Consider the following 12,968-nt stretch of genomic DNA (forward strand, 5'->3'; position numbering starts at 1 on the left):
ATGTGCAAGGTATAAAAAGATATTTGCAATTTGTGAAACCGTATCGATGGCTTATTGCTATTACAATTATGATTGGTCTAGTTAAATTCGGCATCCCGCTTATTATGCCGTGGTTATTAAAATATATTATCGATGATGTAATTCAAGGCGGAGGGTCACTTCAAGATAAAACATCCCAATTAGTAACAGCCGTTGGGATTGCTTTTTTTATTTTTGCAGTAGTAAGACCGCCAATTGAATATTATCGTCAATATTTCGCGCAGCGTATCGCAAATACAATACTATATGATTTACGAAAACATATTTTTGGTCATTTACAAAAGTTGAGTTTACGCTATTATTCGAATACAAAAACAGGAGAGCTTATTTCACGTGTAATCCATGATGTAGAACAAACAAAGGATTTTGTAATTACTGGTTTGATGAATGTTTGGCTAGATACGGCAACGATTGCTATTGCTATTATTGTTATGTTTTCTATGAATATAAAATTAACATTTGTTGCGTTATTAATTTTACCTATTTATGTAGTGGCAGTGAAATATTTTTTCGGGCGTCTTCGAAAATTAACGAAAGAGCGTTCGCAAGCTTTAGCAACGATGCAAGGGTATTTACATGAACGTATTCAAGGGATGCAAGTGACACGTAGCTTTGCATTAGAAGAGTATGAGGGTAAGCAATTTGAAAAAAGAAATAATGAATTTTTGACGAAAGCATTAACGCATACGAGTTGGACTGCAAGGACATTTTCGGTAGTGAATACGTTAACCGATTTAGGCCCGTTACTGGTGATCGGTTTTGCAGCATATGAAGTAATTCAGGGGCAGTTAACATTAGGGACTATGGTTGCCTTTGTTGGATATATGGATAGTTTGTATAGTCCGCTTCGCCGCCTTGTCAATTCCTCTACAACATTAACACAGTCTTTCGCATCGATGGATCGAGTGTTTGAATTGTTAGATGAAAAATACGATATTGTCAATGTGCCAAGTGCGGTACAAACGACAAAATTAAATGGTGAAGTGATATTTGATAATGTATCTTTTCGTTACAATTCGGATGAAAAAGAGATATTACATAACCTTTCGTTAACTATGTTGCCAGGAGAGAAGGTAGCACTTGTAGGAGCAAGTGGGGGAGGGAAGTCATCTCTTGCTAGCTTAATCCCACGTTTCTATGATGTTTCTTCAGGTGCAGTTTATGTAGATGGGATAGATGTTAGAAAGTATGATATGAGAAATTTACGTAGTCATATTGGAATTGTACTGCAAGATAATTTGTTATTTAGTGATACAATCGGGGCAAATATTTTATATGGAAACCCGAAAGCTACAGAGGAAGAAGTGATTGCAGCTGCTAAAGCTGCGCAAATCCATGATTTTATTATAGAGTTACCTGATGGCTATGATACTGTCGTTGGGGAACGCGGTGTGAAGTTATCTGGTGGGCAAAGGCAACGTGTAGCGATTGCAAGAGTGTTTCTAAAGAATCCATCGTTACTTATATTAGATGAGGCGACTTCCGCTTTAGATTTAGAAAATGAACGGTATATTCAGCAGGCGCTTCAGACGCTAGCTGCTGATCGGACGACGATCGTAATCGCACATCGATTGGCGACGATTACACATGTGGATACGATTATTTACATTGAAGATGGTGAAATTAAAGAAACAGGTTCTCATGAAGAGTTAATGAAAAAAAGAGGGTTTTATTACAATTTATATCAACTTCAACATATAACAGAAACAGCTCCTTTAGCGTAAAAGGAGCTGTTTTCTTTATTCGTCTTCTTTTTTATCTTCGATTTGGAGTTCTGCTTCTGGTTTATGGTATGTGTAGAAGCTATCCACAAGTAAATCTAAATGCTCTACTTCTTCACTATAGTTAATAATGGCAGAAATAAGAGGGAAGAGGTGTAGCCATGTTTTATACGCTTCCTCATCGTCCTTGTTTTGATAATCCATAAAGATATCAATTAATTCTTGTTTACCTGTTTCAACTTCATCAAGCATTTCAACGGATTGTTGTTTTTTTGCTTTACCAATAAATTTTAATAAAACTTGTTCATGGTAATGGGTTAATGAGTCAAGTTCGTTTTGGATAGATTCCTGAAATTCTTCTGGCATATAGCGCAGTTCATTTTCAGTACGATGTAATGATTTTAACGTACTTAAAGCACGGCTTGTCGTCGCTAACATTTGTCTGAATAAAACGAGCTTACGAATTTTTGCGAACTTTACTTTTTTCGTGTAGCTTCTTTCTTCTTTATACAGCAAATAGTAATGGTTTAGTTTGATCATCTTTTCTTTCATACGATCAATATCAGTTTTTAGCGTTGTAAAATCAGAAGCTTGCCTGCTATTCATTCGAATCCATTTTACAATTTCTTCTGTATTATCAACGATACGATGATATAGTTTTGTTTCGTATTTTGGCGGCATAAACACTAAATTTACAAGTGAAGCCGCAATAATTCCAATCATAATCGTCGCAAAGCGAAGTAAGGCAAAACTAAAGAAATCGTCGCCCTGATACTCCATAATGGCGATAACTGTTACTAAAGCAATTGATATTGTGTTTTCTAATCGTAATTGTAACGTAAGCGCAATTACTAATATACATGTTAATCCAATAATAAAAGGATTATGTCCAAAAGCAGTAGCAAATACGATAGCGAATACGGCACCAATGACGTTTGCTTGAATTTGCTCAAGAGCTGTTAAATACGAGCGGTATACAGACGGTTGAACAGCGAATATAGCTGAGATTCCCGCGAATACTGGACTCGGTAATTGAAGTAAAATACAAGCAAATAAAGCTAATGTGATGGCAATACCCGTTTTTAAAATGCGAGCACCAAGTTTCATACCCTTAATAAGATCCTTTCTCTTGTCATAATGAATGTACAACATGATACTATACATTCATTACAATATGTTAGCAAGTGATATTTTAGTGACGTTAATAAGAAATTAAGATTCATTTTATACTTTTTCCTAATTCTTTTTAAACATCAATTTTTAGTGAAAAAACCTGCTGAATTTCAGCAGGTTTCAAATTGTTACTATAGATTACTATGAGAAGTGTACTTCGTCAATTTTTTCTTGAAAATGAAAAGTTGGTATATCACTCTGTGGAGATAGATGGATCAGCCTGCTCTTTTTTCGGGATAATTTCAAAAAACTGTTGCTGCATATCATCGAGTAACGGTGTTAATAAAGCAACTTCCTCGTATTGCTCATGTTCATTTAATACACGAATGTAATCTACCAATAACTCAGTCACATCTTGCACGCCGTTTTTACTAATTGGTTGTAATGTAACATTTGCCCCTTTTGCGATTCTTCTTTTTAAGGCGTGTTCTGTTAAACCCGAGCTTGAATCATGACGTAAATAAACAACACCACCAGTCATACCAGCACAAATCCATGGACCAGGATCCCCTAAAACAAGCGCTCGCCCATTTGTCATATATTCAAAAGCGAAACCTTTAATATTAGAGTATACACCTATATTCCCTTGCTCTTTTTCACGGAGTGGCTTTGTCATTCGCCCTCCAATTATCATGTCTGCTCCAGAGAGGCGAATGCCAGCGCGAGCATCAGCGTTACCTTGAACGTATAGCGATCCTTTTTGTGCACCGTACCCAAAACCTTTTCCGACAGAACCGTTATAATATATGCCGTCTTTTCCTTTTGCTTTCGTTATATAAATACCACCACCAAAGGAGGTTTTACCAATACCATCTTGTGCACCGCCATTTACGTGTATAAATAAGTTCTCACTATTATAAGCACCTAATCCATTTCCAGGAATAGAGCCATTCGTATACTTTAATGTAAGTGGTTCAAGCTTCGTGTCTTCATATAATTTACTACGAACGCGATAGCAAGATTCTAGACCACCCATAACGCGTTGCTCTACGCCAACGCCTATTAATTCCTTTGAATGAGGGGAATGAACTGTTTCAAATTGTTTTTCCGGTACGTACTCTGTTTTTGTAACAGATGGGTGTTCTATCGTTTGTAGTAAATTACATAAGTCTAATAAATTTTCGCCTCGAACTTGTTCTAATAAATCGGAGTGTCCGACAATTTCTTGTAAATTTGTATAACCAAGATTTCCTGTTAATCGTTTTAGTTCTACGCCAAAAGTGGTGAATAAATGTAATAATCCGGCAACGGCACTTTCTAATTCGCGCGGGACGAAGCGGCGTAATCCGTGTTCTTTCGCCTGAGCTTCAGAATCAATTTGTGTTGCAATTCCAACGTGACAAGTATCTAGATGACATCCGCGGCAAGTTGTACAGCCGATTGCAATCATGGATAGTGTACCAAATCCAATACGGTTTGCCCCAAGGAGCATGATTTTCAAGGCATCATTAACACTTCGAATACCACCGTCAGCCCAAATTTCTACCTTTTGTCTCATATTTGCTTCTAATAAAGCATTGTGAGCGGCTTTCACACCAATTTCTACAGGAAGGCCTACATGTTGCAATGCGTGAATACGTGCGGCACCTGTACCACCATCAAATCCGCTAATGTTAATAAAGTCAGCACCAGCCTTTGCGATACCGACAGCAATTGTTCCAATGTTAGGGACAACAGGGACCTTTACAGCTACTTTCGCAAGTTGATTAGCCGTTTTAATTTCTGTAATCATTTGAGCTAAATCTTCAATGGAATAAATATCATGGTTGTTAGAAGGTGAAATTAAATCAGAGCCAATTGTAGCATTACGCGCTTCAGCGATTTTTGCTGTTACTTTTGAACCAGGCAAATGTCCGCCTTCACCAGGCTTTGCGCCTTGCCCAATTTTTATTTCAATTAAGTTTGATGAATTTAGTAGTTCGGCGTTTACACCAAATCGCCCAGATGCAACTTGTTGTCCACGTGTATGTGGATATTTTCCAATCATATCTTTAATTTCGCCGCCTTCACCGTTCAAGCTAATCATATTTAGCTGATCGGCCGCTTCTGCATATGCACGAAAGGCAATTTCATTTTGAGAACCGAATGACATGGAACTAATAATAAATGGTAAATCATGATTTTGAATGCTGATGGATACTTCTTCGGCCGGAACGACATGTTTTGTTTCTTTCGTTTGAACAAGATGTCTAATCGCGATTGGATTATTTTCTTCTAACTCACTTAATTTGTCACGGTAATCATCATAAGAATTTCCTTTTGCGACATCGCCGATTGCTTTCCAAATTCGCGGGAATATATGAAAAGATTTTCGCATTCTAACTTTAGGATTGTTATAATCATCCGCTCGCAATTGTGCATCTTCAGCAAGTGATTCAAGCGAAAAAGCTAAATCATTTGAACCGAAGAAATTCGTAATTTGTAATATATTTGCGATTTCCTCATGTAATCCGATAGAAGAATAGAGGCGACCGTAACCACGTAATTCATGAATTCCAATTGTTGAAATGACTTTTTCTAGTCCTTTATTAAGAGCATTATACAAATTCGTAATTGGCGTTTTTGTTCCATCATTTACGGTTGCAAATAATAAATATGGATTCATACCATCTGCTCCTAATCCATACAGTGTGACGATATCATGTAAAGAGCGAAGGGCACCAGAACGTATAACGAGAGAGCAGTTTCGGCGTAATTTATTTTCGCTTAATACTTGATGTACTTTAGCGGTAACTAAATGCGGATCAATCCATAACTGTTCATTTAGATGAGCGTTGGCATCGTCTATTAATAGTAGGGAAGCTCCATCGTTCACGGCCTTTATCGCTTCAGAACTAATTCGATTTAAGGCGCATTGTAAAGTTTCTGTCGGACTGAATGTAGCAGAGATTGTAGCGATAGAGCTATGAGTATTGAATAGCTGTATAAGTTGTTCGTACGTAATTGTGTGTAATTCCTCTGTAATAGATTGTGCTACACTTCCTTCTAAAATAATGGGGGAAAGCATCTCAACTACAAATGGCCGTTTAGCTCCGCTTAATAAACTTGGGCGCTCTCCAAGTATTGTTCGTGTGGAGAAGTGCTCGACCTCTCGATCACGATCGATTGCTGGATTTGTAACAACGGCTACACTTTCCTTAATGAAATCAGCGATATTTCGTCTATCAGTATCGAGTGCTGCAAGTGGTGAGTCATGCCCAAGTGAGCGAATTGGCTCAACGCCTTTTGTTGCCATCTGTTCAAGAAGCTGAATATGTTCTCGGTCCCATCCAAAAGCAACGTATTGTTTCGTTTCGACTTGTATAGAATCACATAATCCTGGGATTTCTTTCGTTTCAGGGATAGATAAGTTTAAATGATAATCTTTAGTATCAACTCGCTTTTTAAAACGGTTATATACTTGAGTTTGGTAGTCATCGTATTCGTAGAGTACAAGTTCATCTTGTTCATTCCACTTTAGACCGACTTTTTCTCCAGGAGCGAGTGGTTTTGGTTCTGCTACATATTCAGTTGGTGATACAACTCCAGGTTCAGAAGAGAAAACGTAAGAACTCGCTGTCTCTACTTTCCATACTGGTCGTAGTCCAAGGGAATCAACGCTGAAAACAGCCTCATCTTTATAACGTGAAATAATACCAGCTGGACCTTGCGCAAAATGGCCCCAAGCTTCACGTATATACGTATATAAATCTTGTAAATGCGGTTCATATAGTTTCATTTCATTAATAATTGGTGGGAATAGTATATCCATTGCTTCAAATAAACTGTAGTCGTATTGAACAAGTAGAGTTTCTAAGGTGCGGTTTAAATCTTGGGAGTCACTGCCCCCAGCAGTAAGTGGAACATGAATCATGTCAGCTTGATCACGTAATTTTGCAATTGTGTTAATTTCACCATTATGTCCGAGAATGCTAAATGGTTGTACACGAAAAAAATTAGATAATGTATTAGTAGAATAGCGGTTATGTCCTAGTGTCATAGTTGAAGCGATAAGTGGATGTTGTAAATCATTGTAATAGGCAACAAGTGTATCCCCAGCGCCTAGAACTTTATATACAACATGGTCACGACTTAATGAAGCAACATGAATCGCTTCGTTTTCCTCTATTTTTATTGTTACTGAAAATAATGTTTGCTCAACATTTTCAACTTTATTTTCTGCGATAAGAGCAACTTGCCAAAATAAAGGTTCTTCCTGTTTACCAAGTGGACCGAGTGCATCGGAATTTATTACATCATCACTTTCAAAAATAATAGTAAAACTTTCGTTATTTAATTGCGTACGAATATGATTTTTTAAATTAACGATATTTGCGTTTTTGTTTAGAAAAAAATGTCCAACGATAAAGTGGGGATGATCCACAATCGTTGGATTGTATCCGTTATTTTTCAGCTTTTCATTCCAAAGTGCTTTTGGGACATCAATGTGAATTCCGATACCATCTCCTTCACCATTAATGAAACCAGCTCGATGATTCATTTTGACAAGTGATTGTATGCAAAGATCAATGTTTTCTTTCGTGGCAACTTTTCGTTTCTCCATAACGGAAACGATTCCACACGCATCATGTTCTGCATTTTTATAATCTCGAAATAAAGACGGTGTCCATGTATTTGTTTTATTGAGCATCCGTCAATCCCCCCTCTTATTGAAGTTTGAATAATCTTACTATTTAAGGCGTGAGCAGCCTTGTATACAAAGGTAGTAAGGATATAAAAGAAAATTAAACAGATAATTATGAATAATTATACTATTAATGAGGGATTTATGAAATAGAAAAAAGGAAAAAAGAAAGATGTGCTTTCTTTTTTCCTTTTAATGACGGGATTATTTATTATCCGCTAAAGCAGCGAATGCTCTGCCTACAGCTTCAATTGTATATTCAATATCTTCTTTTGTATGTTCTGTCGTTAAGAACCATGCCTCGTATTTAGAAGGTGCTAAGTTAACTCCTTCTTGAAGCATAAGCTTGAAGAATTTACCGAACATTTCACCGTCTGTATCTTGTGCTGCATCGTAATCTTCAATTGTATTTGTTGTGAAGTATACAGTTAAAGCACCTTTTAGTCGGTTTAATGTAATATCGATATTATGTTTTGCAGCTTGCTCTAAAATTCCCTTTTCAAGCATCGCACCAAGTTCATCTAATTTCTCATAAAGACCTTCTTGTTGAAGAACTTCTAGACAAGCGATACCGGATGCCATAGAAGCAGGATTTCCTGCCATTGTACCAGCTTGATATGCAGGTCCGAGCGGGGCAACTTGTTCCATAATTTCTTTCTTACCACCATAAGCACCGATCGGAAGTCCGCCGCCAATAACTTTACCAAGCGCTGTTAAGTCTGGTGTTACGCCAAGTAAGTCTTGAGCACCACCGTACATGAAGCGGAAAGCAGTAATAACTTCATCATAAATTACTAGTGCACCAGCTTCGTGAACAAGTTCATTCACTTTCTCAAGGAAGCCAGGTTTTGGCTCTACAATACCGAAGTTTCCAACAATCGGTTCTACAAGGATAGCTGCTACTTCGTGTCCCCATTTATCTAAAGCTTCTTTTAAGGTTTCTACATTATTAAATGGAACGGTAATAACTTCTTGAGCGATACTTTGTGGTACACCGGCTGAGTCAGGAGTTCCTAGCGTAGAAGGGCCAGATCCAGCTGCTACAAGTACTAAATCAGAATGACCGTGGTAACAACCAGCAAATTTCATAATTTTTGTGCGGCCTGTGTAAGCACGAGCGACACGAATTGTTGTCATTACTGATTCAGTACCAGAGTTTACGAAGCGGACTTTATCTAATGCAGGCATTGCTTCTTTTAACATTTTTGCAAATTTTACTTCTAGTGCTGTTGGTGTTCCGTAAAGTACACCATTTTCAGCAGCTGTTGTAATTGCTTTTGTAATGTGCGGGTGAGCATGTCCAGTAATAATAGGACCGTATGCTGCTAAATAATCGATATATTTATTTCCGTCTACATCCCAGAAATAAGCACCTTTTCCACGTTCCATAGCAACAGGAGCACCGCCGCCAACTGCTTTAAAAGAACGAGAAGGACTATTAACGCCGCCAACGATATGTTCTAAAGCTTCTTTATGTAATGCTTCTGATTTTGTGAATTTCACTACAATTCATCTCCTTACAAAAATCTATGTATTATTCTAACATGTTTTTCGAAAAGACGTATTGTTTGTGATAGAGAAGGCAGTTGGGTAAACTATTCGTTGTGACATTTAGGAAGGGGGTCCGATTATGAAATCGGTAATTGAGGTACAAGGGTTACGTAAAGAGTTTACAGCCTATTCAAGTCGTCCGGGATTAAAGGGTGCTTTTCGCGATTTATTAAATCGTAATTATAAAATAGTACCAGCAGTAAATGATGTATCTTTTAATGTGAAACAAGGTGAAATGGTTGGATATATCGGTGAGAACGGTGCTGGTAAATCAACAACTATTAAAATGCTTACGGGGATTTTGACTCCGACATCAGGAGAAATTTTAGTAAATGGGATGAACCCGCATAAGCAGAGAGAAGAATTCGTAAGAACAATTGGTGTTGTTTTCGGTCAACGCTCACAACTTTGGTGGGATATTGCTGTACAAGAATCTTTTCGTTTATTAAAAAAAGTGTACGGTGTATCAGATGCTCAGTATAAAGAGCATATGGAACACGTGATTGAAACGTTAGATATTGGTCCTTTATTAGATAAGCCAGTTCGAAAGTTATCTCTAGGTCAAAGGATGCGTTGTGAATTAGCGGCAGCATTAATTCATAATCCGCCGTTATTATTTTTAGATGAACCAACAATTGGATTGGATGTTCTTGTGAAATTAAAAATACGTGAATTTTTAAAAGAAATGAATGAACGTTACAAAACAACAATTTTATTAACAACCCATGATATTACTGATATTGAAGCTTTATGTGAGCGCGTTATCATGCTGGATGAAGGAAATATTATGTATGACGGTTCTTTAAATAATCTTCGTACGCAGTGGGGAGCAGAGAAGGAAATACATTTTCAATTTATTGCACCAGTTTCCTATCAGGCTTTATCAATGGTTATGCCAGATAGTCATGTCGTTTGGTCGAAAGCGAAAGAGGAAAACGCGTGGGTTGCAAAAATACCGAATGAAGAAGTTATCATTTCAATGCTTATTTCTAAAGTAGTACAAGCCTTTCAAATTAAAGATTTAAAAATTAACGAAGTGTCTACAGAGGAAATTATTCGTAACATTTATGAAGAAGGTATTAAACATGGGTAAGTACATTGAAATGATTCGGATTCGCTTTTTAATGATGCTTGCGTATCGTACAAACTATTATAGTGGGATTTTAATTTATACAATTAATATCGGTGCGTATTATTTTTTATGGCAAGCAATTTATAGTGGAAAAGAGAATATTGAAAGTTTATCTATTTCGCAAATGACTACTTATATCGCAATTGCGTGGATGGCACGTGCCTTTTATTTTAATAATATAGACAGGGAAATTGCGATGGAGATTCAAGAAGGACGTGTAGCAGTAGAACTCATTCGTCCATATAACTATTTAGGCATGAAAGTGATGCAAGGTCTTGGTGAAGGAATATTTCGTTTTGCTTTCTTTTCAATTCCAGGTATGGTTATCGTTACCTTATTATTTTCATTGCAAATTACAACGAATTTTCAAACGTGGTTATATTTCTTCTTATCTTTAATATTTAGTTTTATTATTAATACACAAATTAATTTAATGACGGGAATGCTCACGTTCTTCCTATTTAATAATAGTGGAATTATGTATGCAAAACGTGTTGTTATTGATTTATTTTCAGGTCTATTATTACCAATTAGTTTTTATCCGTTATGGGCCCAAAAAGCAATGGTATTTTTACCGTTTCAGGCTATTAGTTATATTCCGAGTATGATTTTTTCAGAAGGTATACAAGGAAGTAAATTGTATGAGGCATTATTATTCCAAGTAATTTGGGCAATTGTACTTATTATTCCAATTGTACTCATGTGGAGAACGGCGAGAAAACGTCTAATTGTACAAGGGGGATGATGAGATGATATATATAAACCTATTTTTGCAATATGCAAGCCAATATATAAAAACAAAATTGGAGTATCGGGGCGATTTTATCGTTGGATTACTTTCTGATTTAGCACTACAGGCTGTTAATTTAATCTTTATTCTCGTTGTGTTTGGGCATACACAAGCATTAAAGGGCTGGAGTAGAGAAGAAGTAATCTTTATTTATGGTTTCTTTTTAGTACCGTTTGCCATATTCTCAGCTTTCTTTAACATATGGGACTTTAATGATCGTTACATTATTAAAGGAGAAATGGATCGTATATTAACGAGACCGATTCATAGTTTATTTCAAATTATATTAGAAAGAATGGAACTTGAATCTTTAATTGGAGCGATTACAGGAATAATTGTAATGGGATATGCAGCAGTGGAGCTGCAATTATCTTTTTACTGGTACGATTTCTTCTTATTCTTACTGATGGTAGGAGGAGGAGCACTTGTATACGGAGGGATATTTGTTACGCTTGCGAGCCTTGGTTTTTGGTCGGATGCGAAAAGTTCAATTATGCCGCTAATGTATAACATAGGTAACTATGGTCGCTATCCTGTTAACATTTATAACCGTGTGATTCGCTTCATTTTAACGTTTGTTTTACCATTTGCGTTTGTCGGAGTGTATCCAGCAGCATACTTTTTAAGAAAAACAGAGTGGAATAGCTATGCATTTGCAACACCACTCGTTGGTGTTATCTGTTTTACGATTGCAATTACTCTTTGGAATCAAGGAGTAAAAAGGTACCGTGGTGCTGGGAATTAATTACAGAAGCTTGTTTGTTTCTAAGGGATAAATCCAATGGCTGTCTCATACATATAAAATGAGGTGGAGGACATGTTATGGGGATTTATTCTATTAATTGCAGCAATTGCTATTTTGAGAAGTGTCCAATTGTTATGGAGTTCATATTCAGATTCTAGGCGTTTCTTTTCGCTTTATAATTTAGCCTCCTTATTTTTAATTTATACAACGGTATTGATTGCGTTTGGGTTAAGTTATGTTGTATTAGAAGAAATGGGTTTTGCAGTTTTGAAAGAAGATGGAGGAAGCTTGCATGCCCAATCTTTTCAACTTGTAGAAATTTGCTTATATTTTAGCGCGGTTACTTTATTGTCCGTTGGGTACGGTGATATAGCTCCGATTGGAATAGGGAGATGGATTGCGATTGCAGAAGCGCTAATTGGATATACATTACCGTTTGCTTTTGTAATGAGGTCTGTAATAGACAATGAAAAATAAGATAGCATTTGATATAGTAAAAGAAAAGAGTAGGAGTGATAACAATGATCACAGTAGGAGAAATGGCTCCAGAATTTACATTAGAGGGAAGTAACGGGGAACAAGTTCGCTTAACTGATTTTCGCGGTAAAAACGTAGTGCTATATTTTTATCCGAAAGATATGACTCCAGGGTGTACAACTGAAGCATGTGATTTTCGCGATGCGTATGGATTATTTCAAGAGAAAGATACAGTTATTCTAGGTGTAAGTCCTGATTCAGCGAACAGACATCTGAAATTCATTGAGAAGCATGAGCTTCCATTTGTACTTTTAGTAGATGAGGATCATAAGGTAGCGGAATTATACGACGTTTGGAAATTGAAAAAGAACTTTGGAAAAGAGTATATGGGAATCGAGCGCTCTACATTCCTTATTAATAAAGACGGTGAGCTTGTAAAAGAGTGGCGTAAAGTGAAAGTGAAAGGACATACTGAAGATGTTCTTTCTTATATAAAGTAAATCCATTGTGGAGATAAAATATATAGAAGTAAGGCGAGTGTCTATACATATTTTATCGTCTTACATAAAGTGAAGTGTAGGGCATACCTCCTCAGATGATAGTATTCCAAGTGCGATTATGTCGCACTTTTTTTCTATGTAAATGTATAGAATATGGGGAAAGATACATAAGAATAAGGCTATATATAAAAATAAACCACATACTTATAGTAGAAA

Annotated in this window: 9 protein-coding genes; 6 read left to right on the top strand and 3 right to left on the bottom strand. The window is 36.6% G+C overall.

Annotated features, from left to right (window positions below; genetic code table 11):
- Positions 1 to 2: 2 nt before the first annotated feature.
- A complete protein-coding gene (locus tag QCI41_RS20550) occupies positions 3 to 1,763 on the top strand; it encodes an ABC transporter ATP-binding protein (protein ID WP_149237777.1) in 1,761 nt (586 codons plus the stop codon).
- A gap of 15 nt (positions 1,764 to 1,778) precedes the next feature.
- On the opposite strand, the gene QCI41_RS20555 is transcribed toward QCI41_RS20550, so the two are convergent.
- From QCI41_RS20555 to hemL, 3 genes are all read right to left on the bottom strand, one after another.
- Entirely contained in the window at positions 1,779 to 2,867 is a 1,089-nt protein-coding gene (locus QCI41_RS20555) for an aromatic acid exporter family protein (protein ID WP_000765792.1), read from the bottom strand.
- A gap of 259 nt (positions 2,868 to 3,126) precedes the next feature.
- Positions 3,127 to 7,563: a glutamate synthase-related protein gene (locus QCI41_RS20560; protein ID WP_353836810.1), complete on the bottom strand. Its 4,437-nt coding sequence runs from the start codon at positions 7,561 to 7,563 to the stop codon at positions 3,127 to 3,129.
- 198 nt (positions 7,564 to 7,761) lie between these two features.
- The gene (hemL, locus tag QCI41_RS20565; protein ID WP_000673249.1) at positions 7,762 to 9,060 is read right to left on the bottom strand and encodes a glutamate-1-semialdehyde-2,1-aminomutase; all 1,299 of its coding nucleotides are present in this window, start codon (positions 9,058 to 9,060) and stop codon (positions 7,762 to 7,764) included.
- 127 nt (positions 9,061 to 9,187) lie between these two features.
- Between hemL and QCI41_RS20570 the strand changes: the two genes are divergently transcribed.
- The 5 genes from QCI41_RS20570 to bcp all read left to right on the top strand — a co-directional run bounded on the left by QCI41_RS20570 (position 9,188) and on the right by bcp (position 12,752).
- Positions 9,188 to 10,201 carry an ABC transporter ATP-binding protein gene (locus QCI41_RS20570; protein ID WP_000843640.1) on the top strand — a complete coding sequence of 338 codons (1,014 nt, stop codon included), beginning with the start codon at positions 9,188 to 9,190 and terminating at the stop codon, positions 10,199 to 10,201.
- On the top strand, positions 10,194 to 10,985 hold the full coding sequence (locus QCI41_RS20575; RefSeq protein WP_000521523.1) for an ABC transporter permease: 792 nt from the start codon (positions 10,194 to 10,196) through the stop codon (positions 10,983 to 10,985). Before QCI41_RS20570 ends, QCI41_RS20575 begins: the two co-directional genes overlap by 8 nt.
- Positions 10,986 to 10,989: 4 nt before the next feature.
- Positions 10,990 to 11,775, top strand: coding sequence for an ABC transporter permease (locus QCI41_RS20580; RefSeq protein ID WP_000639386.1), 786 nt, complete (start codon positions 10,990 to 10,992; stop codon positions 11,773 to 11,775).
- 72 nt (positions 11,776 to 11,847) lie between these two features.
- Positions 11,848 to 12,252, top strand: coding sequence for a potassium channel family protein (locus QCI41_RS20585; protein ID WP_353836809.1), 405 nt, complete (start codon positions 11,848 to 11,850; stop codon positions 12,250 to 12,252).
- Between the two features lie 44 nt (positions 12,253 to 12,296).
- Positions 12,297 to 12,752, top strand: a complete 456-nt coding sequence (gene bcp / locus QCI41_RS20590) for a thioredoxin-dependent thiol peroxidase (protein WP_046958137.1) — start codon at positions 12,297 to 12,299, stop codon at positions 12,750 to 12,752.
- The last annotated feature ends 216 nt before the right edge of the window (positions 12,753 to 12,968 follow it).

This window comes from Bacillus cereus group sp. MG4, from assembly GCF_040460055.1.
Classification (GTDB): domain Bacteria; phylum Bacillota; class Bacilli; order Bacillales; family Bacillaceae_G; genus Bacillus_A; species Bacillus_A wiedmannii.

Coding starts and splice junctions, on each gene's coding strand:
- QCI41_RS20555 (WP_000765792.1), bottom strand. CDS start 2,867: ATGAAACTTGGTGCTCGCATTTTAAAAACGGGTATTGCCATCACATTA.
- QCI41_RS20560 (WP_353836810.1), bottom strand. CDS start 7,563: ATGCTCAATAAAACAAATACATGGACACCGTCTTTATTTCGAGATTAT.
- QCI41_RS20570 (WP_000843640.1), top strand. CDS start 9,188: ATGAAATCGGTAATTGAGGTACAAGGGTTACGTAAAGAGTTTACAGCC.
- QCI41_RS20575 (WP_000521523.1), top strand. CDS start 10,194: ATGGGTAAGTACATTGAAATGATTCGGATTCGCTTTTTAATGATGCTT.
- QCI41_RS20580 (WP_000639386.1), top strand. CDS start 10,990: ATGATATATATAAACCTATTTTTGCAATATGCAAGCCAATATATAAAA.
- QCI41_RS20585 (WP_353836809.1), top strand. CDS start 11,848: ATGTTATGGGGATTTATTCTATTAATTGCAGCAATTGCTATTTTGAGA.
- bcp (WP_046958137.1), top strand. CDS start 12,297: ATGATCACAGTAGGAGAAATGGCTCCAGAATTTACATTAGAGGGAAGT.